This window comes from Acinetobacter sp. AOR01_HL (assembly GCF_027855455.1).
Lineage (GTDB): Bacteria > Pseudomonadota > Gammaproteobacteria > Pseudomonadales > Moraxellaceae > Acinetobacter > Acinetobacter baumannii.
The window spans coordinates 23,409-46,415 of the sequence record NZ_JAKTIM010000057.1 but is presented as its reverse complement, the minus strand read 5'-3'; the positions used below and the strand labels follow the sequence as shown (position 1 = coordinate 46,415).

The 23,007-nt window shown below is 39.0% G+C and carries 20 protein-coding genes; 10 read left to right on the top strand and 10 right to left on the bottom strand.

Translation table 11 applies throughout. The features are described from left to right. The first annotated feature begins 249 nt into the window (after positions 1-249). Positions 250-1,680, top strand: coding sequence for an aldehyde dehydrogenase family protein (locus tag MKL62_RS17970; protein WP_005128161.1), 1,431 nt, complete (start codon positions 250-252; stop codon positions 1,678-1,680). A gap of 71 nt (positions 1,681-1,751) precedes the next feature. On the opposite strand, the gene MKL62_RS17965 is transcribed toward MKL62_RS17970, so the two are convergent. Next, the gene (locus tag MKL62_RS17965; RefSeq protein WP_270899797.1) at positions 1,752-2,237 is read right to left on the bottom strand and encodes an Lrp/AsnC family transcriptional regulator; all 486 of its coding nucleotides are present in this window, start codon (positions 2,235-2,237) and stop codon (positions 1,752-1,754) included. Positions 2,238-2,371: 134 nt separating this feature from the next. Between MKL62_RS17965 and MKL62_RS17960 the strand changes: the two genes are divergently transcribed. The 8 genes from MKL62_RS17960 to blp2 all read left to right on the top strand — a co-directional run bounded on the left by MKL62_RS17960 (position 2,372) and on the right by blp2 (position 14,461). Beyond that, positions 2,372-4,093 (top strand): alpha-keto acid decarboxylase family protein, encoded by a 1,722-nt coding sequence (locus tag MKL62_RS17960; protein WP_005128162.1) that lies wholly within the window; start codon positions 2,372-2,374, stop codon positions 4,091-4,093. A gap of 140 nt (positions 4,094-4,233) precedes the next feature. Next, positions 4,234-5,613, top strand: coding sequence for an amino acid permease (locus MKL62_RS17955; protein ID WP_000383014.1), 1,380 nt, complete (start codon positions 4,234-4,236; stop codon positions 5,611-5,613). Positions 5,614-6,068: 455 nt separating this feature from the next. After that, on the top strand, positions 6,069-7,100 hold the full coding sequence (locus MKL62_RS17950) for a substrate-binding domain-containing protein (protein ID WP_001238909.1): 1,032 nt from the start codon (positions 6,069-6,071) through the stop codon (positions 7,098-7,100). A gap of 100 nt (positions 7,101-7,200) precedes the next feature. Continuing rightward, positions 7,201-8,580 carry a phosphate ABC transporter permease subunit PstC gene (pstC, locus tag MKL62_RS17945; protein WP_001050725.1) on the top strand — a complete coding sequence of 460 codons (1,380 nt, stop codon included), beginning with the start codon at positions 7,201-7,203 and terminating at the stop codon, positions 8,578-8,580. Then, a complete protein-coding gene (pstA, locus tag MKL62_RS17940; RefSeq protein ID WP_000107954.1) occupies positions 8,577-9,974 on the top strand; it encodes a phosphate ABC transporter permease PstA in 1,398 nt (465 codons plus the stop codon). The genes pstC and pstA overlap by 4 nt, the downstream gene beginning before the upstream one ends. A gap of 13 nt (positions 9,975-9,987) precedes the next feature. Next, positions 9,988-10,890, top strand: coding sequence for a phosphate ABC transporter ATP-binding protein PstB (gene pstB, locus MKL62_RS17935; protein ID WP_001091973.1), 903 nt, complete (start codon positions 9,988-9,990; stop codon positions 10,888-10,890). Positions 10,891-11,036: 146 nt separating this feature from the next. Next, on the top strand, positions 11,037-11,999 hold the full coding sequence (sohB, locus tag MKL62_RS17930; protein ID WP_005128163.1) for a protease SohB: 963 nt from the start codon (positions 11,037-11,039) through the stop codon (positions 11,997-11,999). A 275-nt stretch (positions 12,000-12,274) separates the two neighbouring features. Next, positions 12,275-14,461: an Ig-like repeat protein Blp2 gene (gene blp2, locus MKL62_RS17925; RefSeq protein ID WP_005128164.1), complete on the top strand. Its 2,187-nt coding sequence runs from the start codon at positions 12,275-12,277 to the stop codon at positions 14,459-14,461. Between the two features lie 49 nt (positions 14,462-14,510). Here blp2 and MKL62_RS17920 read toward each other — a convergent pair whose 3' ends face one another. The 9 genes from MKL62_RS17920 to MKL62_RS17880 all read right to left on the bottom strand — a co-directional run bounded on the left by MKL62_RS17920 (position 14,511) and on the right by MKL62_RS17880 (position 22,033). Beyond that, positions 14,511-15,152 (bottom strand): DUF2238 domain-containing protein, encoded by a 642-nt coding sequence (locus tag MKL62_RS17920; RefSeq protein WP_000570321.1) that lies wholly within the window; start codon positions 15,150-15,152, stop codon positions 14,511-14,513. A gap of 82 nt (positions 15,153-15,234) precedes the next feature. Further along, positions 15,235-16,623 carry an adenylosuccinate lyase gene (purB, locus tag MKL62_RS17915; RefSeq protein WP_005128165.1) on the bottom strand — a complete coding sequence of 463 codons (1,389 nt, stop codon included), beginning with the start codon at positions 16,621-16,623 and terminating at the stop codon, positions 15,235-15,237. Between the two features lie 54 nt (positions 16,624-16,677). Further along, positions 16,678-17,412 (bottom strand): high frequency lysogenization protein HflD, encoded by a 735-nt coding sequence (gene hflD / locus MKL62_RS17910; RefSeq protein WP_005128166.1) that lies wholly within the window; start codon positions 17,410-17,412, stop codon positions 16,678-16,680. Between the two features lie 13 nt (positions 17,413-17,425). Continuing rightward, positions 17,426-18,559 carry a tRNA 2-thiouridine(34) synthase MnmA gene (gene mnmA, locus MKL62_RS17905; protein ID WP_005128167.1) on the bottom strand — a complete coding sequence of 378 codons (1,134 nt, stop codon included), beginning with the start codon at positions 18,557-18,559 and terminating at the stop codon, positions 17,426-17,428. A gap of 4 nt (positions 18,560-18,563) precedes the next feature. Then, positions 18,564-19,052 (bottom strand): NUDIX hydrolase, encoded by a 489-nt coding sequence (locus MKL62_RS17900; protein WP_000741964.1) that lies wholly within the window; start codon positions 19,050-19,052, stop codon positions 18,564-18,566. A 119-nt stretch (positions 19,053-19,171) separates the two neighbouring features. Further along, positions 19,172-19,717: a gamma carbonic anhydrase family protein gene (locus MKL62_RS17895; protein ID WP_001107199.1), complete on the bottom strand. Its 546-nt coding sequence runs from the start codon at positions 19,715-19,717 to the stop codon at positions 19,172-19,174. 99 nt (positions 19,718-19,816) lie between these two features. Beyond that, positions 19,817-20,965, bottom strand: a complete 1,149-nt coding sequence (gene dacC, locus MKL62_RS17890) for a D-alanyl-D-alanine carboxypeptidase PBP5/6 (RefSeq protein WP_000197255.1) — start codon at positions 20,963-20,965, stop codon at positions 19,817-19,819. Positions 20,966-21,091: 126 nt separating this feature from the next. Beyond that, positions 21,092-21,514 carry an MCR_0457 family protein gene (locus tag MKL62_RS17885; protein ID WP_000480886.1) on the bottom strand — a complete coding sequence of 141 codons (423 nt, stop codon included), beginning with the start codon at positions 21,512-21,514 and terminating at the stop codon, positions 21,092-21,094. Between the two features lie 147 nt (positions 21,515-21,661). After that, positions 21,662-22,033 (bottom strand): MCR_0457 family protein, encoded by a 372-nt coding sequence (locus MKL62_RS17880; protein WP_000846423.1) that lies wholly within the window; start codon positions 22,031-22,033, stop codon positions 21,662-21,664. A 102-nt stretch (positions 22,034-22,135) separates the two neighbouring features. Between MKL62_RS17880 and surE the strand changes: the two genes are divergently transcribed. Beyond that, entirely contained in the window at positions 22,136-22,903 is a 768-nt protein-coding gene (gene surE / locus MKL62_RS17875; protein ID WP_001023216.1) for a 5'/3'-nucleotidase SurE, read from the top strand. Positions 22,904-23,007: the final 104 nt, after the last annotated feature.

Below are 23,007 nucleotides of genomic sequence, written 5' to 3'. Positions count from 1 at the left end.
TTATTGCCGGGCTTTTTTATTACATATTATTTTTATTAAAAGTGTGTATCAGAAGAAGGGTATATGCACAAAACATGCATATTTTCAAAAAACAAAAATAATTATGCATGATTTATGGTGAGCAAATTTCTTATTGTATTGGTATGTTCCCGATTTTTTGGTCGCATTGATATATCAATACGGCACTTGCTTTAAACCATACTACATAAAGTAAGAAGTCGTAATTACAATTAAGACAAGGAAGAAGAAATGCAACAAGCGAATATGCTTAATGAATTTAAACTTATTATTGGCGGTCAACTTTGTTCAGGTGAACAAGGTGAACTGGAAATTATTAACCCTGCTACAGGCTTAACTGCTGTACGTTGTGCAAAAGCATCAGTTGCACAAGTGAATCAAGCTGTTAGTGCAGCTAAACAGGCTTCTAAAGCTTGGCAGCTTGTCTCGCATGATGAGCGTAAAACAATTTTAAACAAGATTGCAGACGGTATTGAAAAGCACGCTGAAATGCTTGCAGAGCTGGTGGTGCTTGAACAAGGTAAACCACTCGCACTGGCACAAATGGAAGTGCAAGGTGCAATTGGCTGGACGCGTTATGCGGCTTCTATGGATTTACCGGTAGAAGTAATTGAAGACAGTGAAACTAAGCGTATTGAGCGCCATCGCCAACCATTGGGTGTAGTGGCTTCAATTACGCCATGGAACTGGCCACTCATGATTGCGGTTTGGCATATCATGCCTGCTTTACGTGCAGGTAACGTTGTCATTAGCAAACCTTCGGAATACACACCATTATCGACTTTACGTTTATGTGAAATCATTCAGCAAGAAGTTCCGGCAGGTGTGATCTCAATTGTGGTTGGTGCTGGTGAGATTGGTGAAGCATTATCTTCTCATCCAGATGTGCAAAAAGTCGTGTTTACGGGATCAACTCGAACAGGGCAGCACATTATGGCTGGTGCAGCTCAGCAGCTAAAACACTTAACTTTAGAGCTTGGTGGTAATGATGCTGGTATTGTATTACCAGATACAAATATCGATGAAATTGCTGCTAAGATTTTTAATATGGCGTTCTTGAATGCTGGTCAAACATGTGCGGCATTAAAGCGTTTATATGTGCATGAAAGCCAATATGAAGCTTTATCTCAAAAGTTAGCTGATATTGCCAACGCTCAAGTTGTGGGTGATGGTATGGCGTCTTCTACAACATTTGGTCCAGTACAAAACCAAATGCAATATAACAAGGTAAAAGCTCTTATTGCTGAAGCGATTGGAAAAGGTGCAAAAGCACTGTCTGGACAACAACAAGTTCCAGAGCAGGGCTACTTTATTGCGCCAACTATTTTGACTGAAGTTTCTGACTCTTGCCGCGTGGTACAAGAAGAACAGTTTGGCCCTGTGTTGCCTGTTTTAAAATATACAGATATCAACGATGCTATTGCTCGTGCCAATGATAGTGAGTTTGGTTTAGGTGGCTCAATTTGGTCTTCTGATATTAAAGCCGCTCAGACTTACGCTAGTCAGCTTCAATGTGGTACTGTTTGGATTAATACCCATGCAGAAGTTCTTCCTCATGCGCCTTTTGGCGGCTGGAAAATGTCTGGTTTAGGTGCTGAATTTGGCTTGGAAGGTTTGCTTGAAAATACGATTGGACAAACGGTCCATATTAGTAAAATCTAAATATTAATTTTAAGGCGGATTTAGTATCCGCCTTTTTATTTTCACTTTTAAGAGTGAAAAGCTGAGTTACTTTATTGAGAGTGATGATAGCTCATGCTTTTAGGCTTGATTAAAAAATGATTCTGTTCTTTAATTTTTTTCAGAACAATGTAAGACTTTATGTGACCTATAAAATTATAAGAAAGTAACCTTTCAGTTACAAATTGTGAAAGCTGTTCTAAATTTTCAGCAACGACTTTTAAAATAAAATCAGCATCACCACTAATTGAAAAAGCATCCTGAATGTTATCTTCAGCTTCGATCAGCTCTTGGAAAGCTTGCTGTGATTTCGCCTCGTGTGTTCTTAAGTTTATGTGAATCATCGCTGTAACTTCCAGCCCTAGCGCCTGTTGCAGGATACGTGCCGTATAACCGAGGATCACGCCTTTTTGTTCAAGCAATTGACGTCGTCTTGAACATTGAGAAGCAGATAAACCGATTAAATCTCCAATTTCCTGATTGGTGAGTCTTCCATTCTTTTGTAGTGCCTGAATGATTTGCCAGTCGAACTTATCCATTGCATAAAATCCTTTTATGATACACAAATCATGTGTTTTTATTAAAATGCGTTTTCATTATGCACGAAATCTAAAAGATAGATGAAATATTATTTTTCTATGGAATAAAAATTGGTCTCAAAGGATATAGAGCAATGTTCATAGAAATTGGTGAATTTTTAAATCTTCGTCTAAAACACATGGGTATCCAACATCTTTTTGGTGTACCTGGTGATTTTAACCTCTCATATCTAGAACAAGTTGAAGCAGACCCACAACTCGAATTTATTGGAAATTGTAATGAATTAAATGCTGCCTATGCAGCAGACGGTTATGCACGAATTAACGGTTTTTCTGCCTTGGCAACCACTTATGGTGTAGGTGACTTAAGTGCCATTAATGGTATTGCAGGTGCCTATGCAGAAAATGTACCTCTTATTCATATCTCAGGTATTCCACCTTTACATGCAGTTCAAAAGGGTACTCTCATACATCATACGTTAGTTGATGGTAACTACGACAACATTATGAACTGTATGAAAGAGTTCACAGTTGCCCAAACTCGTTTAACTCCTGCAAATGCAGCTTCTGAAATTGACCGTGTATTGCGTCAGTGTTTCCTTGAACGCCGTCCTGTACACATCCAACTACCTGGTGATATTACTCACGTTAAAATTGAAGTGTCTGAGCGTCCGCTCGACCTAAGCTACCCAGCTGTTGAACCTGAATTATTGCAAAGTGTGGTAAGTAAACTTTGTGACATTATTGAGAATGCTCAAAGTCCAGCGCTTTTAATTGATAATGAAGCCTCAGTTTTTGGCGTAACTTCACTTTTAAATGATTTGTCTCAGAAATGCTCAATTCCATTTGCAGGTATGAATACTGCAAAAAATATTATGGATGAAGGTTCACCTCGTTATATCGGAACTTATGTGGGTGGAGCAAGCCAACCGCATGTAAAAAATATCATTGAACAATCTGACTGTTTAATTGGTGTTGGCGCGCGCTTTACCGATGTAGGCTCAGCTGTATTTACGCATCAAATTGAGACCAAGAACTATATCGAAATTAAATCTTACGGCTTAAATATTTTTGGTCAGGATTTTCCGGGTATAGAAATTGGGCAATTACTTGTCGAGCTAAATAAAAAAGTTGCACCACGTAAATCGTCAATACCTCTTCTTGAAAAACAACCTCAGAAAGTAATTGAAGCGCCAGCTCAACAGAAGCTTAGCCAAGATGTGCTTTGGAATTATATTTCAGGGTTCTTAAAAGAAGATGATGTAATTATTGGTGAGGTAGGAACATCAAACTCTGCTTTGTCTGGTATCAAACTTCCTGCTACAGCTAAATATATTGCGCAGCCGCTTTGGGGTTCTATTGGTTATACCTTGCCAGCTTTGCTTGGTAGTTTGTTAGCTGCTCCTGAGCGTCGTCAAATTTTGTTTATTGGTGACGGTTCGTTCCAGCTTACGGTACAAGAACTCTCTACGATTATCCGCCATGGTTTAAAACCAATTATTTTCTTGTTGAACAATGGCGGCTACACCATTGAACGTTTAATTATGGGTGAAAACGCTGCCTATAACGACGTGCAAAACTGGAAATACACTGAAATTCCAGCGGTATTTAACGGTAAAAAAGGCCATACCACTTACGTGGTTGAGACTGCTGGCCAACTGAAGAGCGTTTTAGATAATGTTCAGCAAAATGATCAGTTAACTTTCATTGAATTGAAACTACCAGCAATGGATGCGCCAGTGAGTTTGAAAAAATTTGCTTCTGTGATTGCACGTTTTGACTACGGTGATCGCGGCTACGAAATTTTAAAGGAGCGTTCCCAACCCGTTAAATGTAAGGATGCAATCTCTTTTTAAATAGAAGATAGGACACGTCTTCTCAAAAATTAAATGGACTCATACTAAAGCAACTTATGTCCGAAGGTCGGTTTCTGGTCTTCGGATATGGTGCTGAATAAAGGTGTACAGGAAGTGACACCAACATTGGAGATAATGTTATGGATGTAAACAATAAGCACGAGTTAAAACAAGGCTTATCCAATCGGCATATTCAACTCATCGCACTCGGAGGGGCGATCGGAACAGGGTTATTCTTAGGTCTATCACAAACAATTAAACTGGCAGGTCCTTCAATTTTATTGGGATATGCAATTGCAGGAATTATTGCCTTTTTGATTATGCGTCATTTAGGTGAAATGGTTGTTGAAGAACCGGTCAGTGGTTCTTTTAGTTATTTTGCGAACAAATACTGGGGCAAAATGGCTGGTTTTATGTCTGGCTGGAACTACTGGGTTTTGTATGTACTGGTGAGTATGGCTGAACTGAGTGCAATCGGTACTTTTATTCAGTTTTGGTGGCCAGAAATTCCGACATGGCTCACTGCTTTATTTTTCTTTATTTTAATTAACGGCATTAACTTGGTAAATGTCCGCTTTTTTGGGGAATCGGAGTTCTTATTTTCCTGCATTAAAATTGTTGCGATTTTAAGTATGATTGGCTTCGGTGCTTATCTTTTACTTTCAGGCTCAGCAGGTCCGCAAGCGGGTGTTGCAAATTTATGGCAACACGGTGGTTTCTTCCCGCATGGTATTCATGGCTTTATTATGGCTTTGGCTGTCATTATGTTTGCATTCGGTGGTCTAGAGCTTATCGGTATTGCAGCAGCTGAAACGAAAAAACCTGAAACAACAATTCCAAAGGCAGTAAACCAGATTGTTTATCGCATCCTGATTTTTTATATCGGTGCAATCGGTATTCTTTTATGTCTTTATCCATGGAATATGGTGGCAGAAGGCGGTAGCCCGTTTGTCTTAATTTTCCAGTCCCTCAATAGTAATGGCGTTGCGAATGTTCTGAACTTTGTGGTCTTAATTGCTGCTATTTCGGTTTATAACAGTTGTATTTACTGTAATAGTCGTATGTTGCATGGTTTAGCAGAGCAAGGCAATGCGCCAGCAATTTTGAAAAAAGTGAACAGCCGCGGTATTCCGGTCCCTGCTGCAATTGTGTCTGCTTCAATTACAGCAGTCTGTGTAGTGGTCAATTATTTAATTCCAGGTCAAGCTTTTCAGCTCTTTATGATGTTGGTTGTGGCTGCGCTTGTTATTAACTGGCTTATGATCTCAGTCACGCATTTGAAATTTACCAAAGCAATGAAATTGCAAAAGCGTCAAACCAAATTCCAAAGCATTATGAGCCCATGGAGTAATTATTTAACTATTAGCTTTGTATGTTTCATTCTCATTATTATGGCGATGACACCAGATATGAGGCTCGCTGTTATTTTGGGGCCAATCTGGCTTGCTGTTTTAGCGATTATGTATTTCTTTAAGTATCGTAAAAAAATGGTCGCAATGCCGGAAGTACAATCAAACTAATAAGCTAAATTTACAGTGATATTGCGGTTATCTGACGTAAGGCAGGTAACCGTTTTTGTTTTGTCATAATATTTTCATGTTCGGGCGAAATAATTTTTTAAAAATAAAGGTGTCACGTAAAAAATTGAGAATTGTGTCAATAAAATAATTTTGTAACATCAATTCATTAAATTACTTAAGTTTTTATAATTTAAGCATAATTATAATTTTATCATTTTGAACGTTTGTCATATTTCCCATTAAATCTAAATATCAAAGCACTTATAAAATTATCTTAAATATTTGATATAAAATAGATTTAAAAATGTGACAATGAACATTATAAAAATCATGAAAGCGTCATAATACTGTAACTTATTTGTCATATTTTCTATTCACAATGCAGCTATCGAAGAGCGTACAAGCACTCAACAAAAAGTGACGTACAACCTATTGCATTAATGAGAGAGAACAGAATGCGCTTAAATCCACGTCAAATCGCAATTGCATTAGCAGTAACTGGGGCCGCTGTAACAACGACTGCAAATGCAGCTCGTGATACGATTCAAATTGCTGGTTCTTCAACTGTATTACCATTTGCCAGCGTTGTAGCTGAAGAGTTTGGTAATACATTCCCTCAATTTAAAACTCCTGTTGTAGGTTCTGGTGGTTCTTCTGCTGGTTTAAAACAGTTCTGTCAAGGTGTTGGTGACAACACAATCGACGTTGCAAACGCTTCTCGTAAAATTAAAAGCACTGAAATCGAAGCTTGTAACAAAGCTGGTGTAAAACAAATTCAAGAAATCAAAATTGGTTATGACGGTATTGTATTTGCGTCTAGCTCAAGCAAAGCAGCTTATAAATTAAAACCTTACCATGTGTTTGCTGCTTTAGCTGCACAGTTACCTTCAAAAGGTAAATTGGTTCCAAACCCTTATACAAACTGGAACCAAATTGACAAATCACTTCCTAATGAGCCTATTACGCTTGTTATTCCTGCGTCTAACCACGGTACGCGTGAAGTTTTCCAAGAGAAAATGGTTGAAGCTGGTTGCGAAGCGTATGAATACTTCAAGAGCCTAGACAAAGACGCTCAAAAGAAAGCATGTTCTACTTTCCGTAAAGACGGTCGTGTAATTGAAATTGCTGGTGACTATACAGAAACTCTAGCTCGCTTAAAAACTTCTCCAAGTGCAGTAGGCGTATTTGGTTTAAGTTTCTATGACATGAACCGTGACAAGTTACGTGTAGCGACAGTAAACAACGTAGTTCCTTCTGAGAAAACTGTGTTAAATGGTACATACCCTGTATCTCGTCCACTATACTTCTATGTAAAAGGCGAGCACTTAAAATCAGTTAAAGGTTTACCACAATACGTAGAATACTTCCTAAGCAAAAAAGCGACTGGTAAAGGTTCTAAAGCTGAGCGTGATGGTTTAATCGCGATGTCTGATGCAGAACGCGCTAAAGTTTTAGCTGACTTTAAAGCAGGTAAAACTGTTAAATAAGTTGGTTTGAATAGGGGCTGGTGATCTCAAGCGATCATCAGCCTTTTTGTCTAACACGTTTTTCCCAAATTATGACAATTGAGAAAACAGTGGAGAATACATGAATCTGCTACTTATCGGTGTGTTGTTAGCCCTTGTGGCAATTGCATATCAACTTGGGCTGAGAAAGAGCCGCCACCTAGCAGGTAAGGGAAGCAACTCGGCGACATTACATTCTCGTCCTGGTTATTATGGCGCACTGGTTGGGCTTTGGTGCGGTATCCCTGCTTTTTTAATTTTGATCATTTGGAACTTGGTTGAGCCAAGTATTTTAAATCATATTATTTTTAACAACGTACCTGCTTCTGTGACAGCTTCTCTAGATGAAGCAGCAAGAAGTGTACTTGTTGATCGAGTTCAAGCGATCGCTTCTGGTTTTGGGGTAAGTGATCATCCAACGGCTTATGAGTTGGCTGCTGCTCAGCAATATGCAAAATTTCAAACCATTGGCTCTTTTGCCAAATTTGCTGTTGTTGTCTGTGCCGCTTTGTTGGGCTTAGTGTGGGCAAAGAAAAAAATCAGCCAAGAATATCGCGCACGTAACCAAGTTGAGCGTGCAATTAATGTTGGTTTGATCTTATGTTCTGGCGTTGCAATTTTAACCACGATCGGCATTGTAATGTCGATGTTTGGTGAGGCAATGCACTTCTTCCATTTTGTAAGTCCAATCGACTTTTTCTTTGGTACAGAATGGAACCCTGGCTTTAGTACTTCAGGTAATGCAGAAGGTAGTTATGGTTTATTACCATTACTATGGGGCACGCTCATGGTCAGTGGTATTGCCTTATTAGTTGCTGTACCTGTTGGCTTAATGATTGCTATTTATTTAGCTGAGTATGCTTCGCCGTGGTTACGCTCATGGGCAAAACCTACCATTGAAGTTTTAGCGGGTATTCCAACAATTGTTTATGGTGTTTTTGCCATGATGATTATTGGGCCATTCTTTAAAGCTGCTGGTGCGTATGTCGGTATTGAAATTAATGCAACCAGTGCTTTGACTGCCGGTTTCGTAATGGGAATTATGATTATCCCATTCGTTTCATCTTTGTCTGATGACATTATTACTCAAGTTCCTCGCGCACTTCGTGATGGTTCGTTAGGACTGGGCGCAACCAAATCAGAAACGATTCGCCAAGTAGTTTTACCGGCAGCTTTACCGGGTATTACAGGGGCATTTTTATTGGCTGTTTCGCGTGCCGTAGGGGAAACCATGATTGTGGTTTTGGCAGCAGGGAACAGCCCACTTCTACATGCAAATCCGTTTGAAGCTGTTTCGACAGTTACCGTAACCATTGTAAAACAGTTAACGGGTGATACTGATTTTGCGAGCCCACAGGCCTTGGTGGCATTTGCACTGGGTTTAACACTCTTTGTGATCACTTTAGGATTAAACATTGTTGCACTGTACATTGTGCGTAAATACCGTGAGCAATACGAATGAGTACATCAAATACATCGTCTCCTATGGATCAGAACGTATTTGATCCACAAGCCGCTGCTCAGGCACGTGATCGCCGTAAAAAAGTGATTGAAAAATCATTGGCTAAACGTCACCGCAAAGAAAAAGCTTTCCGCTTTGCAGGTTTGTCAGCAGTTGTTATTGGCCTTGCATTCGTTGCGCTACTGTTTGGCAGTATTTTGGCAAAAGGTTTACCAGCATTCTGGCAAACCAGTATGAATGTACCAGTCTACTTCGATCCTAAAGTAATTGATGCAGGTCCAGTGCCGGTACGTACACAAGGTGAAACACCTGCACATTACCAAGAGCGTTATGTCGATTGGCAAACGAAAATGGGTATGGTCGATTGGGATAGCCTGATCGTAAATGGCATGATTGCTAAAGATCCTTCACTTGCATCACAACGCGATTATTTAAGTAGCCTTTATGCAAGTTCTGAAGCTTATCGCTTACGTGATATGGTGTTTGCTGACCCATCACTCATTGGGAAAAAAGAGAACCTAACTTTCTTGGGTGATGCCAATGTAGATGTATGGCTGAAGGGTAATATTGACCGCTCATTACCAGATGACCAGCAGCAACTTGATCCGGAAATCCGCAAGCTGGCAGATGACCTTAAAGCAAAAGGTGTACTTGAAAATACCTTTAATACGACTTTATTTAAGAATCCTGACTCTCGTAGTTCACCAGCGATTAGTGGTCTTGCAGGCGCATTCATGGGTTCATTATTCATGATGCTGATTGTGATCATTATTTCAATTCCAATCGGTGTTGCCAGCGCAATCTATCTTGAAGAGTTTGCTCCAAAGAATGTCATTACAGACATTATTGAAGTCAACATTAATAACCTTGCTGCTGTACCTTCAATCGTGTTTGGTTTGTTGGGCGCTGCAATATTTATTGGTTGGATGCATTTACCGTTGTCAGCTCCTTTTGTCGGTGGTTTAGTATTAAGTTTAATGACACTACCAACAGTCATTATTACAACACGTGCTTCTTTAAAGGCTGTGCCACCTTCAATTCGACAAGCTGCCCTAGGTTTAGGTGCGTCTAAAGTACAAACCGTTTTCCATCATGTTTTACCGTTAGCATTGCCCGGCATCATGACGGGTGCAATTATTGGTGTTGCACACGCACTCGGTGAAACTGCACCTCTACTTTTAATCGGGATGAGTGCATTCGTTGCAAGTGTTCCAACCACCCCATTTGATCAAGCAACTGCTTTACCTGTCCAAGTTTATCTATGGCAGGGTAATGAGTTGCGTAACTTCTTCGAAGGCCGTACTGCTGCTGCGATTATCGTACTTCTTGCATTAATGATTGGTTTAAACAGCCTTGCAATTTGGTTACGTAAAAAGTTCGAAGTGCGTTGGTAATAGAGGATAAATCATGAATACTATTGATATTACGAATTCCTTAGAAAAGGATAAGTTAGTGAATACTGAACAATCTCAACTTACAGATACACAACTGCATCATGGCACTTCGTACGTTTCGCATTTTGAACCACATGCTTCAAAAAAGCCAAACTCAACCGAAATCAAGATCAGTGCACAAGATGCCCATGTTTATTATGGTGACTTTGAAGCGATTAAAGGCATTGATTTAGATATTTATCAAAATGAAGTAATTGCTTTTATTGGGCCATCTGGCTGCGGTAAATCGACTTTCCTGCGTACTTTAAACCGTATGAACGACACGATTGATGGCTGTCGTGTGACAGGTAAGATCACTTTAGATAACAAAAATATCTATGATCCAAATCTGGATGTTGTATTACTGCGTGCACAAGTTGGTATGGTGTTCCAAAAGCCAAATCCATTTCCTAAATCTATTTTTGATAACGTGGCATATGGTCCGAAGCTACACGGTTTAGCACGTGACAAATATGACCTGGAAGAAATTGTTGAAAATAGCTTGCGTAAAGCAGGTCTATGGGAAGAAGTGAAGGATCGTTTAAACCAACCGGGTACTGGCTTATCTGGTGGTCAGCAACAACGTTTATGTATTGCACGTACAATTGCAGTAAGTCCAGAAGTGATCTTGATGGATGAACCTTGTTCTGCGCTTGACCCAATCGCAACGGCGAAAGTGGAAGAGTTGATTTCTGAACTTTCTGATCAATACACAATCGTTATTGTAACGCACTCGATGCAACAAGCAGCACGTGTTTCAGACCGTACTGCTTACTTCCATTTAGGTGATTTGATTGAAGTAAACTCTACAGAGAAAGTATTTACTCAGCCTGACCATCAATTGACAGAAGCGTACATTACTGGCCGTTTTGGTTAATTGATCGTTGTAAAAGAAAAAGAGCCTAGTGCTCTTTTTTTATTTAATAAATGAAAATGACTCTATTTTGCAAAATCGCTATTGAATTTTAATCAAAAGAACCACATCTTAAGGCTATAAAGACAAACTTATGAGCATAGAATTTTATGTTATTCCATTTGCCTAAACTCCCTGCGGAAATACGTGTTAGTCATTTAAATGCACGTGTAAATGAACAGAGAAAAAAAATTGCACAAACCACAGCAAGTCGTTTAGAGCTTTTACAATTGGCTCAACAACTTGCAAAAGAAGCTAAAATTCGCCGTAAGAACAACCAGAAAATTTTTGTTTTAGATTTTAAAGGTGACATTCAGGCATCTGCGGTTGAAAATCTTCGTGAAGAAATCACTCTTATTTTAGCAACGGCTAAAGCTGGACGTGACCGTGTTGTGGTACGTCTTGAAAGTCCGGGTGGTATGGTTCATGGATATGGATTGGCGGCAGCTCAATTGGTTCGTTTGCGTGACGCAGGTTTTCATTTAACGATTTGTGTCGATAAGGTTGCGGCAAGTGGCGGCTACATGATGGCTTGTATTGCAAATGAAATTATTTCTGCACCGTTTGCTGTTGTGGGTTCGATTGGTGTTGTGGCTCAGGTACCAAATTTTAATCGTCTTTTAAAAGAACATAACGTGGACTTCGAACTTTACACAGCAGGGCAATATAAACGTACTGTCACCATGTTTGGTGAGAATACTCCTGAAGGTAAGGCGAAGTTTGAAGAAGAGCTACAACAAACGCATGTGTTGTTTAAGCACTTTGTAGAGAAATATCGTCCACAGCTTAATGTGGACAAGGTTGCTACAGGTGAACATTGGTATGGTCAAGATGCACTTGATTTAAACCTTGTAGATAAACTACAAACTTCTGATGAGTATCTATTAGCATTGTTACCTCAGCATGACGTATATGTAATTAATACCCGTAAAAAAGCAACTTTGGGTGAAAAATTAGGTTTGCAAGCAGCTCAAATGGCAGATAGCCTGATTCCGGTTGTAATGAATAAAGTGGCTGATACTTTAGCAAAAGCGAATTCAACCTTAGTCCAAATGCGCGATACTAAATTTTAATTAAGATATATTTTCAAATTAAAGAGTGCCTTTTAGGGGTGCTCTTTTTTATGCGAAAGACTAAAAGAATTTAGTTTGAATTGCCGGAATGCCCATTCATTTTTATAAAAAATAGATATTGAATAAAGATTCAAAAAAAATTGTTGATAAATATACTTATTGAATTGTGATAAATAAGTGATTTTGATATTTTAGGCAACAATAAAATAGCTTTTAGATGATCCATTTAAAAGATAAACATTTAAAAATATAACTGAAATTTAGGACAGGAAATAATGACAAGAATAATTGTAGCATCCAAAGAGGGTTTGGACGTTCTGCAAGATGGTCAGCTCAATAAGGTGGTTTTAAACCAACCTACTATTATTCAAATTGGTGTAAGTCAAAAAGATATCGCATCGATGGAAAAGCAGGGTGGAAGTCTAGTCATCCATTTAAAAAATGGAGAAACAATTGTCTTAGAAAATTTCTTTAATGAAGCAACGAATACAACAGAGCATTCACTCGTTTTTCCAACTGAACAAGGAAAATTTGTTGAAGCACAATTTGATGCTCAAGGTAAGGTTATAGATTATAGAGGCTTAAATCATGTTACGGATTTGGCCTATACCAGTACCAGCCCTTCAACTGCAACAATGGCTGTTGATAATGATCCAAGCTTTTCGATGGGTAATGTACTAAAAGCAGGCTTAGCAGTTTTAGCCGCTGAAGGTTTATATCTTTGGGCATTTGATAAAGATGATAAAGATGATTCACCCAGTACTCCCGATTTAATAGCACCTGCTGCTCCTACAGCTACGCTTGCTGATGATACTGTGACAGTGACTGGCAAAACTGAAGCAAATGCGAAAATCTACATTAAAGATGCAGCAGGTAATACAGTGGCCTCAGGTGTTGCTGATGCGAGCGGAAATTACACGATTAAATTAGATAAGCCGTTAGTGAATGGGGATAAATTAAATGTTATTGCCCAAGATGCGGCTGGAAATAATTCTAAAGTTACTGTGGTAACAGGAACAAAAGATACAATTGCCCCAGATGTTCCACAAGCTCAATTGAGTGATGATGGTTCCTTAGTGACAGGTAAAGCAGAAGCAAATGCAAAAATCACTGTTTATGATGCCACTGGCAAAGTATTAGGAACTGTTTTTGCAAATAAAGATGGTATTTATTCTTTAAAACTTACTCCACCATTAACCAGTGAAGCGGGCGGTAAAGTGGTTGCCGAAGATGCTGCGGGTAACAAATCTGAGGAAGTTAAAATTATTGCGGGTAAAGATACCATACCGCCAGCATCTCCTTTTGTTGAAGTAAATAAAGAAGGGTCGGTAATACATGGTAAAACTGAAGCAAATGCAAAAGTTCAAATAAAAGATGCCGATGGTAAAGTGATTGGAAGTGGGACCGCCGATACTCAAGGTGAATTTCAAATTACACTTTCACCTGCTTTAAAAGAGGCGCAAAAGGGCACAGTGGTTGTGGAAGATGCTGCTGGTAATGTATCTAAACCAGTTGAAATTACGCCAGGCTTTGACTCGATTGCACCAGATAAACCGACTGTTCAAATTAATACAGATGGTACTTCTGTAACCGGTACGGCTGAGGCCAATGCCAAAATTGAAATTAAAGATACAACAGGGAAGGTAATTGGTAGTGGAACAGCGGATGCGAATGGAAAATTTACAATTTCTATTTCACCAGCTTTAACGGATAATAAACATGCTTCGGTATCAGCTATAGATAATGCTGGAAATAAGTCTGAAGTTGTTGATATTGTAGGTACAAAAGATACAACACCACCAGCAAAACCTATATTAAATAGCGTAGATGATGATGTAGGCGCTGTTAAAGGAGCTATAACGGCTGGTTCTGAAACTGACGATGCTAGACCAAAACTTACAGGCTCAGGTGAAGCAAATGCAACTCTTACGATTTATGATAATGGTGTTGCAATTGGAGTTGTGACGGTAACAAGTGGTAGATCTTGGTCATTTACATTTGATAAAGACTTAGCTCTTGGTAAGCATACTATTACTTTGACTCAAACTGATGCGGCAGGCCTTACCAGTGAGGCAAGTTCTCCATTTACCTTTTATGTAGTTGCACCGAAAGCTGCGAGCCTGTCTGAAACTTTAGTAGATACTTTAAGTACAGAAGGGCCATCTTTGGCAGATAGTGTCGGATTGCATACTTTAAAGGCAGCGCAAAGTACAACAACTGAGATGAATAACCCGCAGAAATCGGTTCCTTTAGATGATTTATTAAAAAGTTCTACGGCTAGTGAATCAGACCCAATCGCAAAGCTTCTCTCATCAACAGCGTTAAAAACGACTCAGGCATCTGAGCCAATCGAAGTAAATGCATCAGTTGGTCAGACAACATCAAATCCTGATCATCCTTTACCTGATACAACTTCTTCGGTTTTACAAAACCTTTTAGATCAAACTTATCCAGTTGTTTAGGGTATTTGAGACAACATGTAAAAAGCGCTCAATGAGCGCTTTTTTAATTTTAATTTATTGTTTGATTTTTTGGTGTTGTGAGAAGAGCGATTAGCCCATAGAGGATTGCGCCAATTGTAGCGAGTAACATGTCTTTATGTGCATCCCACATATCACCTTGTTGCCCATTATAATTTTCAGCTTGTTCAGGTGATAGCCCGATTGCAATTGCCCATTCGATCAGTTCATAAAAGACACTAGACGCCATCACAAACTGGACTACAAGTAAGAATAAAGAAAAAGGACGTGCAGTGGGTAACCATACTTGGAATACACGATAAATAAGAGGATAGAGCAAAACACCATAGGCAAGATGAACTAAACGATCATACATATTGCGGGACCAGCCCATATATTGATCTAGGTTGAAATGGAACACCTGTTGTATCCAGTCATTGTATGGAACGTAGGAGTAGAGATAGTGAGCACCAATAATATGGATTAATAAAAACAGTAGATAAAAAGTAAAACTTAAGAAATCGAGTCCAATTTTTTTGAAAATAATAAAAAGCAGAATCACCATAAAAACAGTGCCAGCTTGATGAAGCAAATAAGCCTCAAACTCAAGTGGTTGAATACCTGAAATGATAATGGCAATAAAAAGCAGGCCAAGTGCAATATAGTGTTTAACTTTGAATTCTTTTTCGATCATTTTATAAATAAGTCTTTATTCTGATTTGTATGAGTGTAATAAAAAAGCGAAGCCTAAGCTTCGCTTTTTATAACTTTTTTAATTAGATTTTGCTAATTAATTCGTTAATTTGTTTAGCTTGTTCAGCAGCATTACCTGTGTAAGTTGCAGGTGTAAGCTCAGCTAAGCGAGCACGCTCTTCACTTGGTACTTGAGCAAGTTCGTTACCATTTACGAAGTCAACCATCATGTTACGCGTCATTGCTTGACCACGAGTTAATGCTTTTAACTTCTCATATGGTTTTTCAACGTTATAACGACGCATAACTGTTTGAATTGGCTCTGCAAGAACTTCTTGAGCTTGGTCAAGATCTTCATTTAAGCGGTTTGCATTGAGTTCAAGTTTACCAATACCTTTTAAGCAAGCATCAAAAGCAATTAAGCTTTGAGCAAAACCAACACCCATGTTACGCAGTACAGTTGAGTCAGTTAAGTCACGCTGCCAGCGAGAAATTGGTAATTTTTCGCCTAAGTGAGCCAACACTGCATTTGCAATGCCTAAGTTACCTTCAGAGTTTTCAAAGTCGATTGGGTTAACTTTATGTGGCATAGTTGATGAGCCAACTTCACCTTCTTTAAGTTTTTGCTTGAAGTAACCTAAAGAGATATAACCCCATACGTCACGGTTAAAGTCGATCAAAATTGTATTGAAACGACGTAACGCATCAAATAACTCAGCCATGTAGTCATGTGGCTCGATTTGAGTTGTATATGGATTAAATGTTAAACCTAAAGATTCAACAAAAGCTTGTGAATGCGCTGGCCAATCCACATTTGGATAAGCAGAAAGGTGAGCATTGTAGTTACCTACTGCACCATTGATTTTGCCTAATAATTCAACATTTTCAAATTGTTTGATTTGGCGAGCTAAACGATATGCAACGTTCGCCATTTCTTTACCCAAAGTTGTTGGGCTAGCAGTTTGACCATGTGTACGAGACAACATCGGTTGTTCAGCATGAGTTGTAGCTAAAGCAGAGATTGCATTTAAAATTTGCTTCATGCTTGATACTAAAACTTCACGACCGTTTTTAAGCATAAGTGCATGAGACAAGTTATTGATGTCTTCTGATGTACAAGCAAAGTGAATGAACTCACCCGCATTTTGTAATTCAGCAATACTTGCAATTTTCTCTTTCAAGAAGTATTCAACTGCTTTTACGTCATGGTTAGTTGTGCGTTCAATTTCTTTAATGCGGTTCGCATCTTCTTCAGAGAAGTTGCTTACGATTGCATCTAGAGCTGCATTTGTTTCAGCTGAGAAAGGAGCAACTTCAACAATTTCCGGACGGTTAGAAAGCGCTTGTAACCAACGCACTTCCACAGTGACACGAGCATGAATTAAACCAAACTCAGAAAGAAAAGGGCGTAGCGCATCACATTTGCTGGCATAACGTCCATCTAATGGTGATAGTGCGGTTAAAGCGTTCATAACGATTCCTTAATGCTGGAATAAACATAAAACAAAAATAATCTCGTTACAGCCTTAGATAACTTGGTACTGTAAACGAGCAAGTGCTTGAATATCCTGTAGCAATTTACGTTTGCTAAAAATCATGTTCCATGAACTACCGCCGAGTTGTCGCCATAAATGGGCCATTTGTAGCCCCGTAAACAGACAAGCACGAATACGGTTAGTATGGTTGGTATCTTTAAATGCCTCAGCATTACCACGAACAAGAATGCGTGGATTAATCTGTCCGGCAGTATCAACATAGGTTTGCGCCAAATTGGCTAAAATACTTGGGTGTAAATAGTTATTATCAAAAAAAGAAAGCTGTTTTAAAATCTTCTGCTGCGCTTTTTCAATAATCGCCACATATTCAGGATTGCTATAGACCTTTTTCTCTAACTGCAAAAGTGACATCGCATAAGACATTGGAAGTTTTGCACTACGCATTTTTGGTAAGCGAGACTTAGGCGCATTGGTAAAAGGCTGGGTAATACAATTTTCAAGAGTTTTAAGACCCAACGAAATATCAGCCAATTGATTAAAAAAATCCAACGTCTGAACAGTATTATTATTTGTTGTAGGGCGAATATTTAAACTCGCCTTTATTAATAACTCAAAATAAAAGTTACCACTTTCACCAATACTTTGCTGACCTGTCATGGCAGTCATATGCGTAAGCTGGGTCGCTTGAAATACCCCAGCCAAGGCAAGGGCACGGTTTTGGCGAACATTCAAGGCTTGTGATTGTTGAAAGGGTAACTCCAGCATGCCATTCATTCCCTTAAATAAAATTTGGTGTAGGGGCGTTTGTATGGTGAATAACACCCCCGCCTAGGCAAACTTCATCCGAATAAAATACAACACTTTGGCCTGGTGTAACTGCACGTTGAGGTTCATCAAACTCAACACGAACACCATGCTCACTATTTTCATCAATAAACACTGTACAAGCTTGATCAGGCTGGCGATAGCGTGTTTTAGCGGTGCAACGTAATCCTTCAGCCGGAATATTTTGCTCGCCTGCTACCCAGTCAATGGCCTCACTCCAAAGCTGTGTACTTTGCATAAGTGGGTGATCATGTCCTTGGCCGACCACTAAACGGTTATTGGCAACATCTTTATGAAGTACAAACCATGCACCTTCTGATGCACCTTTCATACCGCCTAGGCCGATACCGCCACGTTGACCGAGCGTATAGTACATCAGACCGTGATGTTCACCAACTTCTTTGCCGTTATCAAGTACAATTTTACCTGGTTGAGCGGGTAAATATTGTTTAAGGAAGTCATTAAAGCGACGTTCACCGATAAAACATATACCAGTTGAATCTTTTTTCTTCGCAGTTGCTAAGTCTAGTTCTTCGGCAATTCTACGAACGTCCGGTTTTTCAATTTCACCTACCGGGAAAAGGGTTTTATTAATTTCACGGCCATGTACTGCATGTAAGAAATAAGTTTGGTCTTTATTCTTATCTAAACCACGTAATAAAGGTGCATAGGCTTCACCTTTAGAGTTATAAGCAGTTTCAGCACGACGAGCATAATGACCTGTTGCAATAAAATCTGCACCTAAGGTCATGGCATGATCTAAAAATGCGCGAAACTTAATTTCTTTATTACATAAGATATCTGGATTTGGAGTGCGACCGGCTGCATATTCAGCCAAGAAGTGTTCGAATACGCGGTCCCAATATTCCATAGCAAAGTTTGCAGTATGAAGTTTAATACCGATTTTGTCTGCGACTGCTTGAGCATCGGCTAAATCTTCCATTGCCGTACAGTATTCCGTGCCGTCATCTTCCTCCCAGTTTTTCATGAAAAGGCCTTCAACTTGATAACCCTGTTGAAGTAAGAGCGCCGCAGAAACAGAGGAATCTACGCCACCAGACATACCGACGATGACACGTTGTTGCATAGGACTAGGCATCCAAATGAGAAGTTAATGAGGGAGAGAAAGGGTGCTCATAAATAAGAGCTAAAGGATAATGTTGTCCTTTCATGGCGTCTTCAATGGCTTTAATGACAAGAGGACTACGTGCACGGGCAGATTCTTTAAGTTCATCTAGAGTCATCCAGACAGCAGAAACAATACCTGTATCAAGTTTTGGGTCGCTTTCGACGTGGGTCACATGCGCTAAAAAGCAGAAGCGATAATAAGTACGGTCCGGAAACATAGGGGGGGTATAAGTATAAATACCAAGTAGGGCATCTATATCTATATGATGTCCTGTTTCTTCAAGCGTTTCACGGATCGCCGCTTCTGTTAGTGTTTCACCACATTCCACATGACCAGCAGGTTGATTAAACACTGTGTGTACAAAACCTTCGCTATGTTCTTCGACAAAAAGATAGCGTCCATCTTTTTCTACGACTGTAGCGACAGTGACATGAGGAGTCCATGCGGCCATAAAAAAGCACCATGAATTTAAAAGTCGTATGATACGAAATTTAGGGGTTTTTGGCTACGGTCATCTTACAAACGATAGAGCATGCGAATAACTCTATCGTTTGAAAAACTCGGTTTGTTTTAATTTATTTGATTATCTTTATGGTTATTTTGCACTTTTACATAATGTCTTGCTGAGTAAGGTAAAAATGCCAATTCTTTTTCGGTTAGAGGACGTACTTGTTGTACAGGGCTTCCAACATAAAGATAACCACTTTTTAAAACTTTACGAGGCGGAACTAAGCTTCCCGCACCAATCATCACATCATCTTCAATAACAACATCATCTAAAATAACCGTATTGATTCCGACTAGTACGCGGTTACCAATAGTACAGCCATGTAAAGTCACATGATGGCCTACTGTCACATCTTCACCAATAATAAGAGGTGAACCATTAGGTTTTGCATCATTTTTATGGCTGACATGTAGCATACAATGATCTTGTACATTACTGTTTTTACCAATTTGAATACTGTTTACATCTCCGCGAATGACTGCAAAAGGCCACACCGAAACATTTTCGGCCAATTTAACATCACCTACAACCACGGACATTTCATCAATGTAACAGCTTGGATCAATTTGTGGGTGATGGTCTAAATAAGGGCGGATGTTTTTTGCCATGAGAAGTATCAATAGAAAATTTAGTAAAAGTATAAAATAAAAAAGCACTCACGCTAATAGCATGAGTGCTTAATTCAACTATTCTAAAATTATTTAAATTTAGAATAAGTTGCTGAAGAATTGTTTGATATGGTCAATTAAACGTGCGAAGAAACCAGCTTCTTCAACAGGTTTTAAAGCAACCAATGGTTTTTCAGCAATAACTTTACCATCTAAACTAGCAACAAGCTTACCAACGACTTGACCTTTTTGAAGTGGTGCATTTAGGTTCGGTTGAACAACCAACTGAGTTTTAATGCCGTCCGCTTTGCCTTTAGGCATAGTCACATTAAAGTTTTCAGCTAAACCAACCTGAACTTCATTTTCTTTACCAAACCAAACTTTAGCTTTTGCAAGAACTTGGTTTGCAGGTTGTACATTTGCAGTTTCAAAGTTTGCAAAACCCCACGCCAATAATGCACGAGTTTGGTCAGCACGTTCAGACATGCTTGGTGTACCGAAAATAACTGAGATTAAACGCATTGGACCGCGTTTACTTGAAGTTGTTAAGCAGTAACCAGCTTCATCAGTATGGCCTGTTTTTAAGCCATCAACACTTGGGTCAGTGTAAAGTAAAGCATTACGGTTACCTTGTTTGATACCGTTAAATGTGAATTCTTTTTCAGAATAAATCGGGTAGTATTTTGAGCTGTCTTTAATAATATGTTGTGCTAAAACAGCCATATCTTTTGCGGTTGAGTAATGACCTTCAGCTGGCATACCAGTTGAGTTAATAAACTGGGTATTGGTCATTCCGATACGTTTTGCTTCCTGGTTCATCATGTGAGCAAAAGTACCTTCATTCCCAGCAATATGTTCAGCCATTGCTTTTGATGCATCATTACCTGACTGAATAATAATACCGCGAAGCATTTCTAAAACAGTTGCTGTGCCATTTAATGGAACATACATACATGATTCAGAACTACTGCCTTTACACCAAGCAGATTCATTCATACGAACCTGTTCATTTTCGGTAAGCTCACCTTTTAATAATTTTTGTTCAATGATGTAGCTTGTCATCATTTTAGTCATAGAAGCAGGAGCAAGCTTTTCATTTTCATTTTTAGAAGCGAGAATTTGTCCTGTCTCGTAATCCATTAATACATAAGACTTATTATTTAATTCTGGCGGAGCTGATAAGACAGTTGCTGCATAAGAAAAACTTGGTAAGAGGAGGAGTGCAGCAATAGCGCTTTTTCGAGTCATTCTAGGTAATTCCAATATCTTGTATGAAGCAGAAGAGCCTAGCATTTTAGGATAAAGCAAAGCCGACTTCTATGGGGGAAGTCGGCTTTTTCAAACAGTATTGTAACTAGAGAGTTTTTAACTAATTTAGTTTTGCGATTGATAAGCTTTCACGTCTTGGCAAACTAACGTATTTTGTTCGTTACCAGCAGCTTTTGCATCATTACGTGCTTCTTTTAAGACTTTTTTGAAGCTCTTGTCTTTACTACGTTTTTCTAAAGCTGCAACTGGATCGGCTTCATTTGGCAAATAGTCTTTTACAAGACGCTCATAACCTTGAGCAAATTCGGCATCTTTTTTACCAATTAAACTTGGGCAAATTTCAGAAAGTACTTGAATTGCTGCTAATTCTTCCGGTGTAGTACCTTTGGTCGGTGTAACTTCAACAACATTTTCATTTTCAGTTTTCTTTTCAGCTGTTTTTTTCTTGTCAGCAGCATAACCCACTGTTGCCATTGTCATGAGTAAAACAACAGAAAGTGATTGAACTAAGCTTTTTTTCATAAACATGGATAACCTGAAACAAAAATTTGAAATATGCCGATAGCTTAAACAATTTAAACGCTAAAAAAATGGAAAAAATGTATTGTTATGTAGGTTTTCTGCTTTATCTCAACAGAAAACCCCAAAGATAAGCGTACTGATTGAGCTAAGCTCTTAATCTTTGTAATTTACCACTTCCTCACAAAGTTCATGTTGTTCGTGGTGATCCATTTCTTTGGCAGCCTGACGTGCTTCACTTAACAGGGTTTTATATTCTGAATCATTTTGCAGCGCAGAGAAGGTAATTGATTTATTGGAATAACCACTCAGGTACATTGCAATAATCTTTTGAGTATTGGTTTCAAGTTTTTTATTTGCACCAACAAAAGTAGGGCAAATTTCCTGTAAGACTTGAGTAGAGGCAATGTCATCTTTAATTAAGCTGTCAGCTTCTTGTGTTGAGATACCCTCATCAGCAAAAACCGCTTGAGTACACAATGTGATACTGATTCCCAATACTTGAAAAAAAGGAGCGAAAGTTTTCATTTTTTCACAATTTTATAATGCTATGGAGGCATAAATATATATAATTCAACAAATAATTCAATTGAGAAAACCTCTGGGTTTATTTGTCGAGAAAGATTTTTTGTGAATATTTTAATTGCCAATGATGACGGTGTATTTGCACCAGGTATACAAGCTTTAGCTGACGCGTTAAAACCACTAGGCCGTGTTGTAGTGGTTGCACCAGAAAGTGAAAGAAGCGGGTTTTCGAGTGCCTTAACTTTAGATCGTCCTTTACGTCCTATTCAAATTGCTGAAGATGTATGGGCTGTTAATGGCACACCAGCCGATTGTGTTTATTTATCCATGAATGGATTATTTGATTTCGAATTTGATTTGGTTGTCAGTGGAATCAATAGTGGCGCAAATTTAGGTGATGACGTTCTGTACTCAGGAACAGTGGGCGCTGCATTTGAAGGACGCTTAATGAAACAGCCGGCAATTGCGGTTTCTTTGGCTGGGCCTGATGTACGTTCATACGACCATAAAGATGATTATGCGCAAGCAGCTAAATGGGTACATGACTTTATTGCAAAAGGACTACCTGCACTGCCACCGCGACATATTTTTAATATTAATATTCCAGATGTACCTCAGCTTAAAGGTACACAAATTACTTACCAAGGCCGCCGTGCCCAATCTAAACCTATCACCAGCCATGTAGACCCTAGAGGAAGACAGGTTTACTGGATTGGTCTTGCTGGTGAGGCGGTAACTGATCCACAGCGTATTGCTAGTCAAATACAATCTGATTTTTTTGCGGTCGCGAATGGTTTTGTGAGCGTGACGCCAATTCAGATGGATGCAACAAACTATGCGGTTTTAGAAGATTTGCAGGCCAGTTTGGGGTAATAAACTGAGCCGAATGTTATAACTTTGTGAATAAAGAAAAAGAGGAACATGTTTCCTCTTACTTTTTTGGTACTCTTAGCCGAAATGATTTGTAGCATTTAGTG